General features: G+C 69.8%; 17 protein-coding genes and 1 pseudogene. 6 read left to right on the forward strand and 12 right to left on the reverse strand.

Annotated elements, in window-relative coordinates:
• Positions 1-36: 36 nt before the first annotated feature.
• The 7 genes from QSK31_RS42130 to QSK31_RS42160 are packed head-to-tail and all read right to left on the reverse strand — an operon-like array spanning position 37 to position 8,208.
• Positions 37-414 (reverse strand): oxidoreductase, encoded by a 378-nt coding sequence (locus tag QSK31_RS42130; protein WP_285690517.1) that lies wholly within the window; start codon positions 412-414, stop codon positions 37-39.
• Entirely contained in the window at positions 411-1,154 is a 744-nt protein-coding gene (locus tag QSK31_RS42135; RefSeq protein ID WP_285690518.1) for an ABC transporter ATP-binding protein, read from the reverse strand. The genes QSK31_RS42130 and QSK31_RS42135 overlap by 4 nt, the downstream gene beginning before the upstream one ends.
• Positions 1,151-2,956 carry a branched-chain amino acid ABC transporter ATP-binding protein/permease gene (locus QSK31_RS42140; protein WP_285690519.1) on the reverse strand — a complete coding sequence of 602 codons (1,806 nt, stop codon included), beginning with the start codon at positions 2,954-2,956 and terminating at the stop codon, positions 1,151-1,153. Before QSK31_RS42140 ends, QSK31_RS42135 begins: the two co-directional genes overlap by 4 nt.
• Positions 2,953-3,822, reverse strand: coding sequence for a branched-chain amino acid ABC transporter permease (locus QSK31_RS42145; protein ID WP_285690520.1), 870 nt, complete (start codon positions 3,820-3,822; stop codon positions 2,953-2,955). The genes QSK31_RS42140 and QSK31_RS42145 overlap by 4 nt, the downstream gene beginning before the upstream one ends.
• A 17-nt stretch (positions 3,823-3,839) precedes the next feature.
• Positions 3,840-4,991: an ABC transporter substrate-binding protein gene (locus QSK31_RS42150; protein ID WP_285690521.1), complete on the reverse strand. Its 1,152-nt coding sequence runs from the start codon at positions 4,989-4,991 to the stop codon at positions 3,840-3,842.
• A 29-nt stretch (positions 4,992-5,020) separates the two neighbouring features.
• Entirely contained in the window at positions 5,021-6,751 is a 1,731-nt protein-coding gene (locus QSK31_RS42155; protein ID WP_285690522.1) for a thiamine pyrophosphate-binding protein, read from the reverse strand.
• On the reverse strand, positions 6,751-8,208 hold the full coding sequence (locus QSK31_RS42160) for an aldehyde dehydrogenase family protein (RefSeq protein ID WP_285690523.1): 1,458 nt from the start codon (positions 8,206-8,208) through the stop codon (positions 6,751-6,753). The genes QSK31_RS42155 and QSK31_RS42160 overlap by 1 nt, the downstream gene beginning before the upstream one ends.
• Positions 8,209-8,417: 209 nt before the next feature.
• On the opposite strand from QSK31_RS42160, the gene QSK31_RS42165 reads away from it, so the two are divergent.
• Together QSK31_RS42165 and QSK31_RS42170 are read left to right on the forward strand one after the other, a co-directional pair.
• The gene (locus QSK31_RS42165; RefSeq protein WP_285690524.1) at positions 8,418-9,206 is read left to right on the forward strand and encodes an IclR family transcriptional regulator; all 789 of its coding nucleotides are present in this window, start codon (positions 8,418-8,420) and stop codon (positions 9,204-9,206) included.
• Positions 9,207-9,227: 21 nt separating this feature from the next.
• Positions 9,228-10,448, forward strand: coding sequence for a CaiB/BaiF CoA transferase family protein (locus QSK31_RS42170; RefSeq protein ID WP_285690525.1), 1,221 nt, complete (start codon positions 9,228-9,230; stop codon positions 10,446-10,448).
• 4 nt (positions 10,449-10,452) lie between these two features.
• On the opposite strand, the gene QSK31_RS42175 is transcribed toward QSK31_RS42170, so the two are convergent.
• Complete coding sequence (locus tag QSK31_RS42175; protein ID WP_285690526.1) at positions 10,453-10,761, reverse strand: hypothetical protein; 309 nt, start codon at positions 10,759-10,761, stop codon at positions 10,453-10,455.
• A gap of 124 nt (positions 10,762-10,885) precedes the next feature.
• Positions 10,886-11,941, reverse strand: coding sequence for a ThuA domain-containing protein (locus QSK31_RS42180; RefSeq protein ID WP_285690527.1), 1,056 nt, complete (start codon positions 11,939-11,941; stop codon positions 10,886-10,888).
• A gap of 163 nt (positions 11,942-12,104) precedes the next feature.
• Between QSK31_RS42180 and QSK31_RS42185 the strand changes: the two genes are divergently transcribed.
• Genes QSK31_RS42185 through QSK31_RS42195 form a run of 3 tightly spaced genes read left to right on the forward strand, consistent with a single transcriptional unit; the run spans position 12,105 to position 15,774 of the window.
• Entirely contained in the window at positions 12,105-12,893 is a 789-nt protein-coding gene (locus QSK31_RS42185; RefSeq protein ID WP_285690528.1) for a citryl-CoA lyase, read from the forward strand.
• Between the two features lie 29 nt (positions 12,894-12,922).
• On the forward strand, positions 12,923-15,637 hold the full coding sequence (locus tag QSK31_RS42190; protein ID WP_285690529.1) for a TIM barrel protein: 2,715 nt from the start codon (positions 12,923-12,925) through the stop codon (positions 15,635-15,637).
• Positions 15,634-15,774 carry a hypothetical protein gene (locus QSK31_RS42195; RefSeq protein ID WP_285690540.1) on the forward strand — a complete coding sequence of 47 codons (141 nt, stop codon included), beginning with the start codon at positions 15,634-15,636 and terminating at the stop codon, positions 15,772-15,774. Before QSK31_RS42190 ends, QSK31_RS42195 begins: the two co-directional genes overlap by 4 nt.
• Before the next feature lie 23 nt (positions 15,775-15,797).
• Here QSK31_RS42195 and QSK31_RS42200 read toward each other — a convergent pair whose 3' ends face one another.
• Both QSK31_RS42200 and QSK31_RS42205 read right to left on the reverse strand, forming a co-directional pair.
• Positions 15,798-18,599, reverse strand: a complete 2,802-nt coding sequence (locus QSK31_RS42200) for an outer membrane protein assembly factor BamB family protein (protein ID WP_285690530.1) — start codon at positions 18,597-18,599, stop codon at positions 15,798-15,800.
• Positions 18,600-18,808: 209 nt separating this feature from the next.
• A complete protein-coding gene (locus QSK31_RS42205) occupies positions 18,809-19,243 on the reverse strand; it encodes a hypothetical protein (RefSeq protein WP_285690541.1) in 435 nt (144 codons plus the stop codon).
• Positions 19,244-19,303: 60 nt separating this feature from the next.
• Between QSK31_RS42205 and QSK31_RS42210 the strand changes: the two genes are divergently transcribed.
• Positions 19,304-20,416, forward strand: a complete 1,113-nt coding sequence (locus tag QSK31_RS42210) for an outer membrane protein assembly factor BamB family protein (RefSeq protein ID WP_285690539.1) — start codon at positions 19,304-19,306, stop codon at positions 20,414-20,416.
• Positions 20,417-21,294: 878 nt separating this feature from the next.
• Here QSK31_RS42210 and QSK31_RS42215 read toward each other — a convergent pair.
• Positions 21,295-21,588, reverse strand: a pseudogene (locus QSK31_RS42215) (helix-turn-helix domain-containing protein); the annotation flags it as partial.
• Positions 21,589-21,657 lie beyond the last annotated feature (69 nt).

Genomic DNA, 21,657 nt, shown 5'->3' on the forward strand with positions numbered 1-21,657 from the left:
CCGCCGCGGCGGTACCTTCAACATCACCTCGGATCGTTACCACGAGCCGCTGCACGGTTCCGTATAGAGCTGGGAGCCGGCGACGGCGGGGTCGGCCACCCGGCCGGCGTGGTTGAGTTCGACGCCGAGCAGGGCGCCCTCGGCGTGCACCGCGTCGGCCAGGGCACGCAACCCGGGAACGATGTGATCGCCGGCGGCGCCGAGCTGCCGCACCCGGCCCCGGCCGTCGGCGCGTACGTAGGTCGCCTCGGTGAAGACGAGCGCTGTGCCTCCCGCGGCCCGCGCTCTCAGATAGTCGATGTAGCGATCGGTCACCCGGCCGTCAGGTGTGCCGTTGTTGCGCTCCATCGGCGGCATGACCACCCGGTTGCGGAGCCGGTGCCCGCCGAGTTGGAGCGGTTCGCCGAGTTTCACAGGCCGAGATAGATGCGGCGCACCTGCGGGTCGTGGCGCAGTTCGGCGGAGGTGCCGCTCATCGCCACCTCGCCGTTCTCCACGACCAGGCAGCTGCTGGTGGCCTCGAAGGTCAGCTTGGCGTTCTGCTCGACCAGCAGCAGGCTGAGCCCCTCGGTGCGCAGCCGCTGCAGCACGGCGAGGATGTCCTCGACCAGCTTCGGCGAGAGTCCCATGGACGGCTCGTCGAGCAGCAGCAGCCGGGGACGGGACATCAGCGCGCGCCCGATGGCGAGCATCTGCTGCTGGCCGCCGGACAGCGCGCCGGCCAGCCGGTGCCGCATCTCGCCGAGCACCGGGAACAGCTCGTACACCTCGCCGAGGGTCGCTCGGGTCTCGGCGTTCCACTTGCGGGCGTACGCGCCGAGCAGAAGGTTCTTCTCGACCGGCAGACCGGCGAAGACGTGGCGGCCTTCCGGCACGTACCCGATGCCGTGGTGGACCATGGAACGGGCGTTCACCCGGCTCAGGTCGATGTCGCCGAAGCGCAGCGTGGCGACCCGGCGTGGGATGAGGCCCATCACGGCCTTGAGCGTCGACGTCTTGCCGGCGCCGTTGGCGCCGATCACCCCGATGGCCTCCCCCGCCGGTACGGAGAAGCTGAGCTCGCGTACGGCGCAGACGCCGCCGTAGTGGACGGTGAGCCCTTCGACGGTGAGGGCCCGGCTGGTGCTGGTCGACGACTGGGACAGCGCGGTCATGCGGTCACCTCCGGGACGGACGGCAGATCGTCGGTGCTCATCGAGTCGCCGAGGTACGCCTCGATGACGGCGGGGGTCGCGGCGACGTCGGCGGGCTCGCCCTCGGCGATGACGCGGCCGCCGGCCAGGACGGTGATCCGTTCGCACAGGGACATGACCAGTCCCATGTTGTGCTCGATGACGATCACGGTGATGCCGCTGTCGCGGATGGATCGGACGATCTCGCTGAGCTGGCGTACCTCCTCGCCGTTGAGGCCGGCGGCCGGCTCGTCCAGCAGCAGCAGCGACGGGGCGGCGGCCACCGCGCGGGCGATCTCGACGCGGCGCTGGATGCCGTACGGCAGCGATCGGGGCGGGGACTGCGCGAACTCGGTGAGCCCGTACCGGTCGAGCAGGTCACCGGCCTGCCGCCGCAGTGCCCGGTCCTGCCGCAGGATGCTGATCGGCCCGAGCAGGTAACGCCAGCTGGCGAGGGTGGGACTGCGGTCGAGAGCGACGAGGACGTTCTCCTCGACGGTGAGGTCGCCGAACAGCCGCAGGTTCTGGAAGGTGCGGGACATTCCGGCCCGGGCCAGCCGGTACGGGCGGCTGCCGGTCATGTCCTGGCCACGGAACCGCACGTGTCCCGCGGTCGGCCGGTACAGCCCGCTCACGACGTTGAACAGCGTGGTCTTGCCGGAGCCGTTCGGCCCGACGATGCCGCGGATCTCCCCTTCGGACACGGTCAGCGACACCTCGTCCAGCGCCCGGAGCCCGCGGAACTGCATCGTCACCCCGGACACGTCCAGCATCGGGCGGCCGGAGGACCTGCTGCCGGCGGCCGGGTAGGGCTGGAAGGGGCCGAGCCGCGCGGCGGCGCCCTGCCGCTGCCGCCGGCGTGCTAGGGCGGCACGGACGCGGGCGGGCAGTCCGGCGAGGCCGGTGGGCGCGAAGACGACCACGAGCACCACGACCGCGCCGTACGCGACCTGGGCGACCGTCGGGTGGTCGACCAGCCCTTCACGGACCAGGGCGAGGCCCACCGCTCCGACCACACAGCCGATCAGGCTCTGCCGGCCGCCGATGATCACCATGCCGAGCAGCAGGAACATGTTGGCGATCCCGAAGGACTCCGGCGCGACGTAGCGGATGAGCCCGGCGTAGAGCACACCACCCACGCCGCCGTACACGCTGGCCAGGAGGAACGCCGCCATGCGCAGCTGGGGAACCTCGGCGCCCAGGGCGCCGGCGGCGAGGGAGTCGTCGCGCATGGCCCGCATGCGCCGGCCCAGCCGGGTACGGACCAGGAACAGCCCGAAGGCGAGTGCGAGGGCGAAGACGATCAGTTCCAGGTAGTAGTAGAGGTATTCGCTGTCCAGGTCGACGCCGGGCAGGGCCGGGCCCGGGATCGACGAGATTCCCTCGGCGCCGCCGGAGACCTGCGCGTTGGTGACCCAGTTGGTGAAGGCCAGGGCCAGGCCGAGGGTCACGATGCCGAGGTAGTGCGACTGCACGCGTAGCGCGGGGGTGCCGACGACCAGGCCGACCGCGACGGTGGCGGCGATGGCGAGCACGGCGGCGACCCAGAAGCCCAGGCCGGCCTTGGTGGTGAGGATGGCGGTGGCGTACGCGCCGACGCCGAAGAAGGCGACCTGGGCCAGATTGACCTGTCCCGCCACGCCCATGCACAGCCCGAGGCCGATGGCGAGGACGGCGAAGATGAGGATGACGTTGGCGACGTGGATGGCGTACGAGTCCAGGCCGTACGGCAGGAACCAGGCGCCGGCGGCGACCACCGCGACCACCGCGAGTTTCTTTCTCATGCCCGGTTCACCGTCCGCTCGCCGAAGATGCCGGTCGGCCGCACCATGATGATCACCGTGAAGATCAGGAAGGTGAACAGCTCGCCGTAGCCCTGGAAGTGCCCGGCCATGAAGGAGTCGAGGATCCCGATGGCGAGCCCGCCGACGATCGCGCCGGGGATGCTGCCGAAGCCGCCCAGGATCGCGGCGGCGAAACCCTTGATGCCGAGGGCGCCGCCGAGCGCCGGGCTGACGTAGAGCAGCGGCCCGACCAGGCCGCCGGCCAGCGCGGCGAGGCCGGCGCCGATCATGAAGGCGATGGCGTTGCTGCGTCCGACGTGGATGCCGACCGCGGTGGCCGCCTCGTGGTCCATGGCGACCGCCTGCATCGCGGCCCCGCGTTTGGTGCGGGAGAGGAAGAGCACCAGCAGCACCGTGGCGACGGCCGCGATGGCGAGCACCACCAGGTCGTAGGTGCGGATGCGCAGCCCGAGGAGTTCGATCGGCGCGGACGGCACGGGTGAGGGAACGGCCCGTCCGGTGGCGCCCCAGATCATGATGATCAGCGCGTCGAGGACGATGCCGAAGCCGATCGTGCCGATCAGCATGAGGTCGAAGTCCCGGTTCTCCAGCGGCCGCAGGACCCGCTCGATGACCAGGCCGATGACGCCGGTGAGCGCGATCGCGACCACCATGGCGAGAGCGAACGGCAGCCTGGTGGAGAGGTAGAAGGTGGAGGCGAGGTAGGCGCCGACGGTCACGACGTTGCCGTGGGCGAAGTTGACCAGACCCATGGTGCGGTAGACCAGGGAGAATCCCAGCGCCACCAGGGCGTAGACGGCGCCGAGACTGACGCCGCCCACGATCGTCTGCAGAAAGACCTGCATGGTTCTCCTTGTGCCCGTCAGCTCGCGGCGGCGACGAGCTTGCCGTTCTGGATGGTGCCGATCGACGTGACGAAGATGCCGACGCCGGTCTTGTCGAAGGCGAAGTCGCCCAGCAGACCCTGGTACTTGGTCGCGCGGATGGCCTCGGCGAGCTCCTTGCCGCCGGCCACGTTGCTGGACTTGAGCGCGGTGAGCAGGATCTGGGTGCCGTCGTAGGCCTTGGCGCCGTGCAGTTCGGCCTCTTCGTTGAACTTCGCCTGGTAGGCGGCGGCGAACTTCTTGGCGGCGTCGTTGATGTCGTTGCTCAGGTAGGGGGAGCTGACGATGGTTCCCTCGGCGTTCTTCGCGCCGGCGGTGTCGAGGAAGACCGGTGTGCCCTGCGGCGCCGCACCGGCGAAGGTCGCCGTGATACCGAGATCGCGGGCCTGCTTGACGATCAGGCCGGACTCCACCTCCTCAGCGCCCAGGAAGATCACCTTGGGGTTCTTCTGCCGGATCCCGGTGAGAACCGCGCTGAAATCCTTCTGGTCGGTGGTGACCACCTGGTCGGCCACCGGTGTGACGCCGCGGCTCGTCAACGCCTTGAGGAACGCGTCGTGCTCGCCCTTGCCGTATCCGCCGTTGTTGCTGATCATGGCGATGCTCTTGATGCCCTGCTGATCCACGATGTGCTTGGCCAGGGTCTCGTCGTACGTGGTGCTGGTCGGGCCGTTGAGGAAGAGGAACTCGCTGTTCACCGCGACCAGTCCCGGCGACTGCCCCGAGGTGATGTTGGGGATCTCGGCCTGCTTGAGGATGGGCGCCATGGCGATGGTGACCGCGCTCTCCGCGGTGCCGATCATCGCGATGTAGCCCTCGCTGTCGATCTTGCGGGCGAGGTTCGTGCCGACGGTCGGGTCACCCTGGTCGTCGAAGACCCCGAGCTCGATCTGGCGACCGTTGATCCCGCCCTGGGCGTTCCACTCGTCGATGGCGAGGCGGGCGCCCTTGAGCTCCCAAGCGCCGAGCGAGCTGAGCTGGCCGCTCTGGGCGTCGACCAGCGCGATCTTGATGGGTCCGGACTCGTCGCCGGACGACTCGGAGTCCGAGCCGGGGGCGCTGCACCCGGTGGCGAGGACAGCAGTGAGGACGGTGAGGACGGATATGGCGGTGGCGCGGCGTCGAAGCATGAGCGGGTCACCTTCTATCGGGGAGGGGGTCAGTCGAATTTGCCCTGGTAGATGTCTTTGATGTTCCAGTGGCCGGGGGTGGGGACCGGCTCGTTGACCATGGGCACGTCGATCACCGCGGGGCGGCGCCGTTCCACCGCCGTCTTGAGGGCGGTCATGAGTTCGCCGGGCTCGGCGATCGCGTAACCGTCAGCGCCGCAGGCGCGGCCGAGCGCGGCGAAGTCGGGGCTGTACGGGTTGCCGTCCGGATCGACGAAGTCACACCCGTAGCTCTGACCGAACGCGCCTGCCTGCAGGTCGGAGATGGTGCCGTGGGCTCGGTTGTTCATCACCAGGAAGATCACCGGCAGCCCTTGCTCGACGGCGAGCGGCAGGGCCGGCAGTTGAGCGCTCATCCCGCCGTCGCCGATCAGGGCCACGACCACGCTCTCCGGCTGGGCGATCTGCACGCCCAGCGCGGCGGCCGGGCCGAAGCCCATGGTGGACGCGCCGCCAGGGGTGATGAACCGGCCGCCGTCTGGCAGCGGGTAGCACTGGGCCACGCCGTTCTTGTTCCAGCCGACATCGGTGACCAGCACCGCGTCGTCGGGCAGTGCGGCGCGCACGTCGGCGAGGATCCGCTCGGGGCGCAGCGGGAACTGGTCGCTGCGGCCGCGGTCGGCACTGGCGGCGAACAGGTCCGATCGGGCGGTCCCGATGCGCTCGCGGATTTCGGGCCGGTCGGCGCCGGCCGGTGCGAGGCGGCGTACCGCGTCGAGGATCTGCTGTGCCGCGCGGCCGGCGTCGGCGACCGCGCCGATCTCCACCGGGTAGTTGCGGCCGATCTCGGCCGGGTCGATGTCGATCTGGATGAGCCGGCTCGGCGGGAACCGCCAGGTGTACTCCGGGTCCCACGAGCTCGCGTCGGTCTCGGCGAAACGGGTGGCCAGGGCGAGCACCAGGTCGGCGTCCCGGGCGTAAGCGTTGGTCTCGGCCAGCCCCCAGAAGCCGGTCATGCCCAGCACGAGCGGATGCCGGTCCGGCAGGGCGCCCTTGGCCATCAGCGAGTGGGCGACCGGAATGTCGAGGTGCTCGGCGAGCGCCCGCAAGGCGGCCCGGCCGGCCGGGCCGCCGAGACCACCACCGAGGTAGATCAGCGGCCGCTCGGCCGAGACCAGGGCCGCCGCGATCAGCTCGGCGTCGTCCGGGGCGAGGTCGGGCCGGGTCGGGTGTCGCGGCAGCGGGTAGCCGGCCAGGGTATCCGGCAGTTCCCGGGAGAAGACGTCCATCGGCACGTTGAGCAGGACGGCGCCGGGCCGGCCGGAGGTGGCCGTCCAGAACGCCCGCTCGGTGAAGCGGGGCAGGTCCTCGACCCGGTGCACGTGCCACGCCCGCTTGACGAACGGCCGGTAGATGGCCGTCTGATCGGCATCGGCGTGCAGGTTGACCTCTTGGTGCGGATGGCGGCCGTACATGTAGGAGGGGATGTCACCGGAGATGGCGATCAGCGGCACCGAGTCGAGCGCGGCCGTGGCGACGCCGGTGACGCCGTTCATCATTCCGGGGCCGACGTGCATGAGAACCACGCCGGGTTTGCCGCTGGCGCGGGCGTAGCCGTCGGCGGCGTGTGCCGCGGTCTGCTCGTGCCGGGCGATGACGAACTCGATCGGGCTGCGTCCGATGGCATCGAGCAGGGCGATGTTGGTGTGGCCGCAGGTGCCGAAGACGTACTCGACCCCGTAGCCGGCCAGTTGAGCGACCAGAGCGTCGGCGGCGGTCATCAGTTCTCTCCCCAGATCGACAGGCCTCGCAGCATGAGGGTCTTGATCACCGTGTAGTCCTCGACCATGTGGTGCGGGGACTCGCGGCCGAAGCCGGAGTCCTTCACGCCGCCGAAGGGCACGTGATCGAGGCGGAAGTTGGACGAGCCGTTGACCACCAGGCCACCGACCTCGAGTTCACGCCAGGCGGTGAGGATGCGGCCGATGTCGTTGGTGAAGAGCCCGGCCTGCAGGCCGAACCGGCTGGTGTTGCAGGTCCGCAGGACGGTGTCGAAGTCGTCGAACGGCAGGACCGTGACCAGCGCGCCGAAGACCTCGCGGACGACAATCGACGCGTCGGCGGGTGGGCCGGCCACGACGGTCGGGGCCAGCGTGGCGCCGTCGCGGGTGCCTCCGACGGTGATGCGCGCACCGCCGTCGACCGCCTCGGTCGCCCAGGACAGCACCCGTTCGGCGGCGGTGTCGTCGACCATGGACCCGACGTCGGTCGACGGATCGAGCGGGTCCCCGACCTTCAGCGCCTGCACCTCGGCGGTCAGCAGGTCGACGAATTCGGCGAAGCGCGACCGTTGCACGTAGATCCGTTGTACGGAGATGCAGCTCTGCCCGGAATTGGTGTAGCCGGTGCGCGCGCAGTTGCGCGCCGCGGCCGGCAGGAAGGTGTCGTCGCAGACGACGGTGGCGGCGTTGCCGCCGAGCTCGAGGACGAGCCGCTTGGCGCCGGCCGCCCGGGCCACCGCGGCACCCGTCTCCGCGCTGCCGGTGAAGCTGATCACGGCGACCTCCGGCGCGGCGCACAGCGCGGCGCCGATGTCACCGCCGCCGTGCAGCAGCTGGACCGCCTCGACCGGCGCTCCGGCCTCCAGCAGCAGCGCCACGACGGCGGCGGAGACGGCCGGGGCCTGCGGTGGCGCCTTGACGATGGTGCTGTTGCCGGCGGCGAACGACGCGCCCAGCTTGTGGGCCAGCAGGTTGGCCGGTGCGTTGAACGGGGTGATCGCCAGGGCCACGCCGGCCGGGGCGCGGTAGGTCAGGGCGGTGTTGCCGATCCCGCGCTCCCAGCCGGCCACCGGCAGCACGTCGCCGCCGATCCGGCGGGCCTCGGCGGCGCAGACCGCGAACGTGTCGGCGACCCGGTCCAGCTCGCCGAGACCGTCCTTGACCGGCTTGCCCAGTTCCAGGGCGAGGAGCCGGGCGACGGTCTCCCGCCGCGCGGTCGCCAGGGCGGCGGCCCGGTCCAGGATCGCGGCCCGGGTGGCCGGGGCCAGCTTGGCGACCGAGCGGGCCGCGGACCGTGCGTACTCGGCTGCTGCGACCGCGTCGGCGGGGTCCGCGGTTCGCGCCCGGCTGACCACGGTACGGACGAACGGGCCCACCCGCTCGGCGACCGGTCCGTCGTCGATCCACTTGCCGCCGAGCAGCGCCGGCGCGGGCGCCACGCCGATCGAATCGAGCATCCGTTCCTCCTTTGAGGTCCGCTAGACGGTTCGCCATAGGCAATAATGGACCGCTGTGTGGACTACGGTGTAACGTACGGGTGGCCGCGAGCTCCTGGCAATAGGACGGGTCGAAAAGTTACGGAGCGATGAACCCGCCCTCCGGGCGGCAGAATCGGGGAGTCCGCGACACCGGGACGCCCGGTGCGACCGAGAGAGAGTGAGCCGCCGTGACACCCACCACCGCCTCGGAGGAGCCGGCTCCGGAGAGCAGCGGCGTCCGCAGCGTTCAGCGGGCCCTCGACATCCTGTCCCTGCTGACCGAGGACCGGCCGCTGATCGCGATCCGGGACATCGTGGCCGCCACCGGCCTGGCCAAGACCACCGTCATCCGCATGGTGCAGACGCTCGAGCAGAGCGGTCTGCTCTGGGCGACGAGTTCCGGATACATGGCCGGTCCCGGCCTCTGGCGCTGGGCCCACCTCGCCCACCGGAGCTGGGAGCTCCCCCCGGAGACCCAGCGGATGATGCGGGAACTCGCCGCTCGTGAGCGGGAGACGGTCAACGTCTACGTCGTCCGCGACATCGTCCGGATCTGCATCGCCCAGCAGGAGAGCCCGCAACCGCTGCGCCACGTGGTGCACGTCGGTGACGAACTGCCCCTGTGGGGTGGCGCCTCGGCGAAGGTGTTGCTGCGCAACGCCTCCGACCCGCTGCTGGAACGCATCGCCCGCTCCTCGCCCGACGGCGAGGGGCATGTCCGGCAGCTGCGCGAGTGGATCGACACCGCGACCGAACAGGGCTACGCGGTCAGTCACGGCGAACGCGAGGAGGGACTGTCCGCGGCGGCCGTACCGATCCTGGGCCGCTCCGGCACCGTGGTCGCCGCGCTCTCGCTGAGCGGGCCGACGGTCCGGTTCACCGAGGACCGGGTCGCCACGTTCGTCAAGGAACTCCAGGCCGCGGCCGCGCAGATGAACGAGCGTGGCTTCGAGCACCCCCTGGGCTCGTCCTACTGAACCGATGAAGGAGCGTCGCGCATGCAGGATCGTCCACTCGACGGTGTCCGCGTCCTCGACCTGACCAATGTCCTCGCCGGGCCGTACTGCACCTACCACCTGATGCTGCTCGGCGCCGAGGTCGTCAAGGTGGAGATGCCCGGCCGCGGCGACCTGGCCCGCCAGCTCGGCCCCGTACCCGAGCTGAACGCGGCCGGGCTCGGGGCGTCGTTCCTGGCCCAGAACGCCGGCAAGAAGTCGGTCGAGCTGGACCTCAAGGCACCGGCGGGTCGCGCCAGTTTCGAGGAGTTGCTCGGCTGCGCCGACGTCCTGGTCGACAACTACCGGGCCGGAGTGCTGGCTCGCATCGGATATCCGTGGGAGCGGCTGCGCGAGCTCAACCCGGCGTTGATCTACTGCGCCATCACCGGATTCGGGCAGATCGGCCCGATGAGCCAGGCTCCGGCGTACGACCAGATCATCCAGGGACTGTCCGGGATGATGAGCGTGACGGGTACGCCGGAGACGGCGCCGCTGCGGGTCGGCTTCCCGGTGGCCGACACCGTCGGCGGACTGACCGCGGCACTGTCCATCGCCGCCGCACTCGCCGGGCGGCAGCGTGACGGCCGCGGCCGTTTCCTCGACGTCTCGATGCTCGAGGCCGCGATGTCGGCGATGGGCTGGGCGGTCTCCAACTACCTGGTCGGCGGGGTCGAGCCGGCCCCGATGGGCGACCAGAATGCCACCGCGGCACCCTCCGGGACCTTCGAGACCGCCGACGGCCCGCTGAACATCGCGGCGAACCGGCAGGAACAGTTCGAGACGTTGTGCCGCCTGGTCGGCCGGCCGGAGTTGATCACCGACGCCCGGTTCGCCGGACGGGAAGCCCGCAAGGCCCACCGCCACGAGCTCAACGACCTGCTCAACGACGCCCTGCGCGACCGGCCGGCGGTGGAGTGGGAGCGGAGGCTCTCCGCGGCCGGCGTGCCCGCCGCACGCATCCTCACCGTGGCCCAGGCGGTCGCCCTGGAGCAGCTCGACGGCCGTGGTTTCGTCACCGATCTGCCGTTCCCGCCCGGCGCCCCGGGTGACGCCACCGGGGCCCTGCGGGTCAGCGGCAGCGGGGTCCTGTTCGACGAGGTCCCGCTCGCGCCGGACTCCGCGCCTCCGGCGCTCGGCGAGCACAACAGCGAGCTGCCCGACGTGCTGCGCCGGTGGCGGGCCCAGGGCGCCCGGTTGCTGGCCGAGGACGCAGGCCGCTGACGGATCAGTCATCGCCGCCTCGATCGGTGTTGACCGCGCCCAGCTCGGCGGCCTCCGGAGCGAGGTCGTCGAGATATTTCAGGACCTCCTGCTTGCACGGGTGCGTGATGTTCAGGCCACGGAACCCGAGCCGGCCGGCCGCCGACACCAGATCGCCGACGTCGGCCGGTGACAGCCCGAGCCGTTCGATGTCGATCAGCTGGTAGTGGTACCGCAAACCGCGGCGATCGGCCTCGCGCTCGTGCAGGGCCGGGCTCATCGAGGTGCCGATACCCGCACCGATGAGACCCACCAGATATCGATCGCCGGCCACGTGCCGAACCTCCAGCGCCTTTGTACGGACTGGTACGTTAGTTATCGACCTCGAAACATGCCGATGTCAAGAGCGTCGCCGGCCGGAACAGGGCCGGCCGAGTTCCGCTGCTCCCGCCCCCGGCTCAGACGCAGAACGGGAGCTTGCCCATGGCGGACAGGATGCCGTTGACGATGTGCTTCTTGAAGAAGGCCTGTCCGACGAAGCCGGAGCCGTCGGTCCAGGCGGCGGAGTCGTGGCCGAGGGCGGTCACCCAGGAACGGCCGCCGTCGTAGTACTGACACCAGGAGATGGGATGGAACTTCCCATGGCCGGGATGGGTGCCCGACCTCGTGGCGAGCGTCGACTCGTCAACGCCGAGCAGGAATTTGACCCGCTCGGGGAAGGGCATCCAGTTGTACCACTCGTCCTTGAACTGCCACCGCTGCGGCAGTCCCTGAGTGGACGAATCCCTCGCGTACGTGACCACGGTGCCCTCCTGGTTGGCGCCGTGGTCGTAGTACTGGGTTCCGCCGCACAGGCCCTCGTAGTACGGCCAGTTGTACTCGGTGCCGCCGATGGCGTTGTGGATGCCGACGAAACCGCCGCCGGCCCGCATGTACTGCCGGAGAGCGGTCTTGGCGGCGTCGAGGTGGGCGCCGGTCGTCGTGTTCACGGCGAAGGCCGGCTGCACCGCGGTGCCGTGCTTCCACAGCGTGTCACGGCTGGTGCTGCCGAAGACGACCGCCTTGTAGGTGCTGCCGATCCCCGGCATCTGGGTGACGTCCTCGGTCCAGTCCACTTGGACCCCGACCTCGCCCATCCACCTGATGACGGCGTTCTGCAGGACATGGGCGGCGGTCAGCGCCGGGTTCAGGCCGGCCGGCAGCGCCGGGCCGAGGTGGGCGTGGCGCGGGCCCGCGGTGCGCGTGTAGAGCAGGATGCGGTCCTGCCGGTCGGCCACCCACGGGTGGTACGAAGCCGGAACCCGGCCACGCACCACGTTGTAGTAGGGGTCGAAGTACTCGTCCAGCCCACGCGGGACCCGGCTGGTGATCGGTTGCTTGGTGGTCGGCTCGGTGCCGCCGCCGTGCCGGGTGCCGGCCGCCGCCGGTTGCGCACCGGATGTCGCCGCGGCCGCTGTCGCCGCGGCGGTGACGGCTGCCCCTCGCAGGACCGCCCGCCGTGGAAGTTCTGTCATGCCCATACCTCCGTGGTCCACCAGGCAGACCAGAAGGTCCGCTATAAGGTCCGGCCCAATATAAGGACGATGTTTCGTACGGCACAACCAGAGGTTTCGCGGATTCTGATCCACTCTGCGGTCCCTATGGACCGCACGTCGGACCGGCAGCTAGTGTCACGCCATGAGCGATGCGGCGGCGGCCGACTGGTGGGGCACCGCGGTGTCCCGCATCGAGCCCGATCATGTCGAACTCCGCGGGATCCCGGTTCAGGACCTGATCGGGACCACCGGATTCGGTTCGATGATCTGGCTGATGCTGCGCGGCGGACGGCCCAGCGACGCCCAGGCGAGCCTGCTCGAGGCGGCCCTGGTCGCCGGCGTCGACCACGGCCCGCACGCCCCCTCCATCGCGGTGGCGAGGATGGCCGCCACCTGCGGCGTCGGCCTGAACAACGCGATGGCCAGCGCGATCAACACGCTCGGCGACTCACACGGGGGCGCCGGCCAGGAGTGTGTGGTGCTGCTCGACGAGATCTGCGAGCGGGCGGCGACCGGAACGGCGCTGCCACAGGCGGCCGACGAGGTCATCGGCGCTTGGCGGGCCCGGGGCGTGAAGTACCTTCCCGGCTTCGGCCATCGCTTCCACACCCGCGACCCTCGTCGTGATCCCTTGCTGGGCCTGGTCGAGAAGGCGGTCGCCGCAGGGGTGGTGGAGGGTGCTCACCTGCAGGCCGCCCTGGCGGTCGAGGCCGCCCTGAACCGGGGCCGCAGCAAGCCCGTGCCGATGAACATCGACGGTGTCACCGCGGTCGTCTACGCCGAGTTGGGATTTCCGGCACCCCTGGCACGTGGGTTGTTCGTCCTCAGCCGCAGCGTCGGCATCCTCGCTCACGCCTGGGAGGAGATCGGCCAGGGCCGGCGCAACAAGGGACCCATCCCGCCGTCCATCCGCCCGACCTACCTGGGCTGACCGGCGTCCTTTCGTCGAGGAGGACAGGCATGACCGTATTCCAGCTCTCCGTCGGCACGACATGCCTCTCCGGCATCCTCGAGGACAAGCTGGCCGCCGCGGCGGCCGCACGGTTCCACGGCATCACCCTCGCCGGCAGTGACCTCGTCACCACATCGTGGTCGCCGCGCCGTATCCGCGACGAGTGCGCCCGGCGTGGACTCACCGTCGACGCCTACCAGGCCATGCCCGACATCGAGGCGGTGCCGCCGGACACCTTCGCCGCCAACCTGCGGCGGGCGGAGCGTACCTTCGACGTCCTCGAGCAGATCGGCGTGCGGACGGTCGTCGTCTGTTCCTCGATGTCGGCCGAGGCCGTGGACGACGACGATCTCGCCGCCGAGCAGCTGAGCGCGCTGGCCACCCGCGCCGAGACGCACGGGCTGCGCCTCGCCTACGAGGCTCTCGCCTGGGGCCGCTTCGTCAACACCGTCCCGCACGCCTGGCGGATCGTCCGCCGCGCCGGCCACGCAGCACTCGGCCTGTGCCTGGACAGCTTCCACGTCCTCTCGCGCGGCGAGGCTCCGGCCGGCATCCGGGTGATCCCCGGCGACAAGATCTTCCAGCTCGAGCTGGCCGACGCGGCCACCTCCACCATGGACGTGGCCGAACGAAGCCGGCATCAGCGCCTGTTCCCCGGACTGGGGTCGTTCGATCTCACCGCCTTCGTCGGGCACGTTCTCAGCACCGGATACGCCGGTCCGTTGGTGCTCGAGGTCTCGGACGACGTCTATCGCCAGGCCGATCCGCGTCACGCCGCCATCAATGGCATGCGGTCGCTGCTCAGCCTGCGCGAGGCGGTCGCCGTGACGGCACCTCCCCCGATCCGGGACCGGCTCCGGGTGCACGGTCTGCCACCCGCGCCCGGCGTCAGCGGCATCGTCTTCACCGAACTCGCGGTCGACGCCGTCTCGGGCCCGGTGCTGGAACGCGCTCTGACGGCACTCGGCTTCCGGCACGCCGGCCAGCACCGCTCCAAGCCGGTGCAACTGTGGCAACAGGGCAAGGCCCGCATACTGCTGAACTTCGCCGCCGAACGTACGGTCACCCCGGGCACGGCCACGGTCTGCGCGCTGGCGGTCGAGAGCGCGGATCCGATGCGGTCCACCCAACGTGCCGAACGACTGCTCTCTCCCGTGCTCCCCCGCCTGCGTGAGCCCGCCGAGGCGGATCTGGCCTCGATCGCGGCGCCGGACGGCACCTCGCTCTTCCTGGTACGCACCGGCGCCGAAGCCGGCAACTGGTTGCAGGACTTCGAACCCCGCGACGAGGCCGTTCCCGACGCCGGCCACATCACGGGCACGGACCACATCTCCCTCACCGCCCCGGTGGACGACTTCGACGAGGCAGCCCTCTTCTACGGTGCGGTGCTGGGCCTGCGGGCGGGCGAGACCTCCGAGGTGGCAGCACCGTTCGGGATGATCCGTACCCGGGCAGCCGGCGATGCGGACCGCCACGTGCGGATCTCGCTCAACACCGCGCCCCTTCGCCGAGGCGACTGGGCCCCGGTGATCCCGAACCCGCAGCACGTCGCGTTCCGCACCACGGACGCCATAGCCAGCGCTCGCTCGATGCGTGCCCGCGGCGCGCCCTTGCTGAAGATCCCGGACAACTACTACACCGACCTCGATGCCCGTCTCGCCCTGCCGCCCGAGCTGCTGGCCGAGCTACGCACGAACTCGATCCTGTACGACTGCGACGACACCGGTGCCTACCTGCACTTCTACACCGAGATGCTCGGCCACCGCGTCTTCTTCGCGGTGGTCCAGCGCATCGACCGGTACGACGGCTACGGCGGGCCGGTCAGCGCCCCGGTCCGGATGGCCGCCCACCGCGAGCGCCGCCTGCTCAGCCTCCGGCACACCTCGCCCACCGCCACGGACCGGCAGCCCGACTTCTCGCTCGCCCATCTGACCGCGCTCAGCCTCTCCCCACCCGAGCTGGTCGACGCCGCCGCCGATGCCGGATACCGGTATGTCGGCCTGCGGCTGACCCGAGTTACCCCGCAGGAACCGCACTACCCCCTCGCGACCGACCCCGCCCTGATGCGTACGACCAAGGTCCGGCTCGCCGCCACCGGCGTCGAGGTCCTCGACATCGAACTGGCCCGGATCAGCCCCGACGAAGATCCACGCGACTTCCAGCGATTCCTCGAGGCCGGGGCCGAGCTGGGGGCACGGCACGTCATCGCGCAGCTGCCCGATCCCGATCGCGCCCGCAAGACCGATCGGTTCGCGCTGCTGTGCGAGATGGCCCGGCCCCTCGGGCTCACGGTCGACCTCGAGTTCCCGTCCTGGACCGAGACACCGGATCTGAACTCGGCCGTCCGGGTGCTCCGCGGCGCCGGCGCATCCAACGCGGGCATCCTGGTCGACCTGCTGCACTTCGCCCGCTCCGGGTCGAGCGTCGCCGACCTCCGCGAGCTGCCGTCGGAGTGGTTCCACTTCGTACACCTCTGCGACGCGCCGCCCGCCGTGCCGGACACCAACGAAGGTCTCATCCACACCGCGAGGTTCGAACGGCTCTTTCCCGGCGAGGGCGGCATCGACATCCACGGCATCCTCGGTGCGCTGCCGCCCGGCCTGCCGTACGCCCTCGAAGTCCCGAAGGCGCGGCTGGTCGCCCAGGTCGGCGGCAAGGAGCACGCACGTCTCGCCATCGCCGCCTCACGCGCCCACCTCGCGAACCGAAACGCCATCTCATGACCGCCATCGACCGCCGCCGAGTTCTGGACGACCGGTTGCATCTCAAGCTGAATCACCAGGCGCAGCGGACAGGTCTCGGCAAGGACCCCTTCCGGGCGTACGACGAGCGGGCCGAGCGCCTCACTGCGGGCATGTGAGACGCACGACCAGCCGGCATGTCCTACTTGACGACCCGCACCGTGGCCGTCGAGGTGAGCTGTTGTTGCTTGCCCTGATGCTGGAACTCGGCCACCAACGTCAACGGCACGGCATCGCCCACAGGCACGTTGTTGTCGAGGTCAGCCCGGTCGAACGTCACGACAAGGGTGCGGCCCAGCGTCGTGGTGTGCTTGGCCGCGACGGGAGTCCGCGACAACGGCGCCCGCAACACGACGTCGCCGTCGAGGCGGTAGCCGGCCGGGAGACGCACCGTCGCCGTGACGACGCCGCGCACCCCGGTGAAGACGCCGGTTCGTGAGCCGAGGTCGAGGGTCGACGGTACGAACCGCAGTGCGCCCGGCAGATCCCGCGGAGTCGGATACACCTCGATCTTGCCGGCCGGCCGCGGGTCGGTGCAGTCGTTGAAGTAGTACTCACCCGCGCGGTCGAAGGTGAACTCGAAACGCTCCCCCGGGGCCAGCCGCGGGTTGAACAATCCCTCGAAGTACTGAGTCGCGCAGTGCGACAGCCGGTTGGGATTGTCCGGGAAGGTCTCCGCCCCCGGGTTCAGGAAGGTCACGGTGGTTCCCACCGGCACCCGCAGGTGCGTCGGGGCCATGCCGCGCTGCGAGGTACTGTCGCGCGCTGCGGCGGTGTCGGTGGTGCGGTCCTGACGGCCCAGCAGCACGGTATTGCGCACCGTCGCGCCCTCCACCGGGTCGCCCTGCACAGGCCGGCGGATCGTCAGCGGAGCGGTGTCCGGCCCCTCCTGGCTGCCCGACTCCGTCGTGTAGGCACCGTCGAGCTTGAACGCCCACAGCGAGTCGCCCTGCGTGACGGAGGCGCCGTACGGATTCGTGGAGCCGGCGGCGAGCACCGCGACGTATTGCACTCCGTCGACCAGGTAGGTGATCGGGGCCCCGGCGATGCCCGAGCCGGTCTGGAACTGCCACCGAACGGCGCCGCTGCGGGCGTCCATCGCCAGCAGGCGGCCGTCGATCTGACCGACGAACAGCAGGTCGGCGGCCGTCGTCAGAGGACCTTGACCGTGCGCCATGTCGGTACCGAGGTGGTTGCGCCACTTCATCTTGCCGGTCGAGGCGTCGTAGGCCAGGATGCCGCCGGTCTGGTATTGACCGATGGCCCGCTGGCCGTTGGACGCGGCGCCGTTCCAATGCGCGACCGGGTTCACGCCGTACGGGTAGTAGACCATGTTGGTGCTGTGGCTGTAGGAGTGGTTCGACCAGTCGCCACCACCGTTCGGGCTGGTGGTCGACAGGATCGGCAGGTCCCACTGAGGGTCGTACATGCAGCCCCGGCGGTGGTCCGCGGTCGAACCCGGCGGATACGTCAGGAACGGCTCATCGGCCTTGACATAGCTGTCCGGGTTGAAGACCAAGTTGCCGTCGGCGTCGGGCTGGTATCCGTTGTAGTTCGGCACTGCGCGCCACGGGTCACCCGGGACAGTACGCGGGTCCAGCTTCTGCCAGGCCACGCACTCCGGAAGCAGACGCTCTGCGGGGAAGGGCTGCGTCGCGGCGTTGCGCTGCCGAGAATCCTGGATCATCGGCTTCTCGACAACGGGGAGGACGGGCTTGCCGTTCGTGCGATCGAGCACGAACTGGTGCCCCGACTTGCTGCCGTAGAACACCACCTTGCGCTTCTGGCCATTGATTCTGATGTCCGCCAGCGTGGGCGGGTGGACGTTGTCCATGTCCCATACGTCGTGCCGGATCGACTGGTAGTGCCACTTGTACGCGCCGGTTCTCCGGTCGAGCGCCACCATGGTGGTGGAGAAAAGGTTGTCCCCCGGCCGCAGCGAGCCGTCCTGTGAGCTGCGGCAGCTGCGCGGGTTGCCGAAGGTCAGGTAGTAGAGGCCGAGTTCCGGGTCCACAGCCCCGTGCATCCACGGCGTCGCGCCGCCGACCAGACCGCACTCGGTACCGTCAGGCAGCGCCGGACCCCAGGTGGCGTCGGCGTCGACAGATCTGCCGTTGACGTCGCTGTAGATCGTCCCGCGCTCTGGGCCGCCGAAAAAATGCCACAGGTACGCGCCGTCACTCGCGCGCACTGCCACCACCGCGGCGCGGTCACCGTTGGCCGCGTGGGCGTAGACGACGCCGTCGCTGTACACCGTCGCAACCCGGTCGATGTTGCCCAGGTCGACGCCGGCCTGCGCGGCCGGCTGCGAGACCCAGGCCTGTTCACCGGTGTCCTTGTCGAGAGCGACGATGCGATCGCCGCCGGCCAGCGTGTAGACCTTCCCGCCGCCGATCGAGACTCCGCGGCGGGTGTCCGCCGCTTCGAAGCCCTCCGGCGCCCATTTCCATTTCGGCCGGCCGGTCGCGCCGTCGACGGCGATCACCTCGCCGCCGGGTGTGTCGAGATAGATCACCCCGTCGGCCACGATGGGCGTCGTCTGCTGTCCGACGTCGTCGCTGATGGGCGGGACCGCCGAGACATGCGTACGCCATGCCGGAGCCAGCCTGCCGAGATTACGTTGGTTGATCTGCGTCAGCGCCGAGTAATGCTGGTTGGCCAGGTTGCCGCCGACGGCCGGCATGTCCGCGCCCGTCGGGACCAGGCCCGGCGGTTCGGACCGCCCGGCGCCACCGGCCGGCTCGACCGCGAACGCCGTCGACGGCCCGACCGTGACAGCGACGACGAGCAGGACCGGAAGGAGGGCACGTGTCTTCATCGATAGGCTCCCGACTACCCAATGGTCCGCTGGATGGACCCTTCGTACCGCTAGACAGACCATAATGGGGGGTAGGTCACCGGGCAAGGTCCCGTACTCGCCTCCGCAATACTGACGAAGCGACATGGACCGCCGCGCGGGCCTGGCGAGCCGAGGTCCGACGGGAGCACGCCAGGACGACCACAGCCTCGCCGTTCGTCCCGTTCGGCGCCGGGCCTTCCGGTGACTGTGGACCGTGCATCAAACCTTTAGCACGTCACAAGATCGCCCCTGGGACGTCGGCACTGATCAACATCGCCGGAAACGTGCGGGCAATCGCCTCGGGCGCTGTGGGCTTATCGGCGTAGCTCGGCCAGGGCGCGTTGGATAGCCCGGCTGATCCCGCCGATCACGTGTGGGTCGCCGGCGTGGATTTCGACGTACTGGTCGGGAAAGGTCATGAGAAGAAGGTGGTCGCGGCCGGTGAGCGACAGCGAAACTCGATCTTTTGCCGCCGCGTTCCACACGGACCCGGAAAGATAGCCGCAGACGACACAGACCGCGCAATAGACGATCAACCGGCGGCCCGACGGCTCGATCCAGTAGGTGCACGACAGCGTGGTGAGCGCCATTGCGTAGACCGCGATCAACCAGCGCGGTAGCAGCTGCCCGCGTCGCTCGACAGCTACTCGCATGTCGCTGCGGAGCGGATGTCCCACCGTTCCGATGAGGATTTCGGAGGAGGTGACGCGGACGCCGTGCTGTTCGTAGTAGACGGTCTCGGATACCATTCGGCCACCTGCGCTCACGGAGACCTCACTCTACTGGTGTTCGTCAATGAGAAGGCGGCCATGCGGGATCGCGAGAATTGGATCAGCCGCCGCCATCTGATCGGCGCGGCGGCCGGGCTCAGCGTCGGCGCGCTGCTAAACGTGGTGGCCGGAACAGTCCCGACCCCCGAGCTACCCCGTACCGGCTCGCGACGGTGGCCCGCCGAGACCCCGCTCGCCTGGACCGCGCCGCTGGGTTCGCCGGTCGCCGCCCTTCACCCCGTCGGTCGCCAGCTCTGCGCGGTGGACGAGTTCGGCACGGTCCATTCGCGCGAATCGGCGACCGGCGTCGTTCGCTGGCGCCTCAAGACCGGCCAGGGGCGGGTGTACAGCAACGGCGTGGCGTTCGTGGGCGGCCGGGCCTACGTCGGCGGCAACCGGCTCAGTTCGGTCGACCTGAGCACGGGCAAACGACTCGCGAGAATCGATGAGAACACCCCATTCGTGGTCGCTGAATCCGGAAAGCTCTACACCGGCGGAAACTGGCAGGGCGATCCGGCCACGTACGGCTGGGAGTATCGGCGGGTCGACCCGGAGCTGACCGCAACACTCTGGAGGCGCAGACTCGTCGGGTTCACCTCCACCCTGATTCCGGCCGGTGAGCGACTCATCGCCGACACCAGCACGGAACTGCACGCGCTCGACGCGCGCACCGGCGCGACGCAGTGGAAAAGGGCGTCCGATGCCGGGCACCTCATCGCGGCCGGCGCCGATCACATCGTCGCGGCTGGCTACGACCATGTCGTCGTGCTCGATCCGGCCACCGGCGCTGACCGATGGATCGCGCAGGACACGGCTCCAGAATGCGCCGCGGTCGTCGATGACACGATCATCCTGGGTGTGGAGGACCTGCCCGGCGTGGGATGGTGGAACGGGCGCGGCGCCGCGGGGTTTGACGCGCGCGACGGCGAGCACCGTTGGCAGATCGACGGCTTGGAACGCCCGTTCCACACCGCGGACGGCCTGCTCTTCACCAGGGTCGACTCGCGAGTGTGTGCCCTCGACCCGGCCGGCGGCCAGGTCATCTGGCGGTCCGACGAGATCGGCTACGTCGAACAACTGGTGGCCGGCGATGGCATGGTCTACGCCGCCGACTCGTCGGGCGATCTGTTCGCCTGGCACGGCCCGCGCTAGACATCTGTTGTGATCAGGGTCTGGTGTCAACGTCCGGATGAGGGTCGGTGCACCCGGCGGCAGGCGCGACATACAGGAAGCCCCTTCGAAACCGCCGAAGGGGCCCCGGTCTCTGAGGGCTTACACGTCTGCGGTGGTCACCTCAACCCAGACTGTCAATTGGCCGCCGCTCATAGTGCTAGTCATCGGCTCGGCCGCGACGGTGACACTCGCTGTGCTGCGTGCTGGTCACAAGGTGAGAATTGACTACGAGGTCGACGGCTCATTGGCGGACTGGCACGCGAGGCTTCGCAGCGCATGGCCCCAGGTAGCACAGGTGGGCGCGATCTGGCGGGTCGTGCAACAAGGAAAAACTCAAAACTTCCACCATCAAAAAATCAACGCCGGAGCGGACCACATTGTGAGTCGGGACCGAGTCTCTGTTACCTCCTCCCCGCACGGTCGGGTGGTTAGCAACACTGACCTGCCCACGTTCAGAAGCGGCAAGCACAGCCTGGCGTTCTTGCCCGACAGAATCTTGATGCGCTCCGCCAGTAAGTGGTGCGAACTGGACTACCGCGACCTCCACGCGACATGCCACACGCTGCAATTCGTCGAGAGCGGAGGCGTGCCGCGCGACAGCGACCGAGTCGGCACGACCTGGCAGTACGTCAACAAGAGCGGCGGTCCCGACCGCCGGTTCACCAACAACAGGCAGCTGCCAGTCATGCTGTACGGCGAGGTCGAACTCACGACGCCCACGGGTCTTCGCTGGATGCTTCAGCTGTCACGTCCCGACACTGCATCAGTCGTGGCGGACACGTTGCAAGCCCATCCGTCGCTTGCACCAGGCGGTCATTGAGCGAGCCATTTTCATCGTGACGGTGCAGGTCACGGGCAATGCCGTGTCGCTTGTGCTTTCCGGAGTAGTACGGCTTCTGGTCGGCGACCCGGTCGATCGGGATCAGGGTGCCGTCGAGGATCGCGTACGCCAGCAGCCGGATCCGGGTCATGACGGTGTCCAGGTCGTCGGCGGTCGCGGCGAACAGGTCGACGGCCTCGCGGACGTAACGCCAGACCGTCGTGACGCCGATCTCGAAGCCGGCGGCCAAGCGGGTCAGGGTGTCGCCGTTGCGCAGGTGGGCCAGGGCGAGCAGGGCTTGCCGGCCGGGGTCAGGGCGCCGCCACCGGGATCAGCGCGCGTGACGCGTACCTCGGGGGCGGCCCAACGCACGCTCGTGCCGGTGAGCGGGTGCCACGGC

The sequence above is a fragment of the Actinoplanes sp. NBRC 103695 genome (assembly GCF_030269485.1).
In the GTDB taxonomy this organism is placed as follows: Bacteria; Actinomycetota; Actinomycetes; order Mycobacteriales; family Micromonosporaceae; genus Actinoplanes.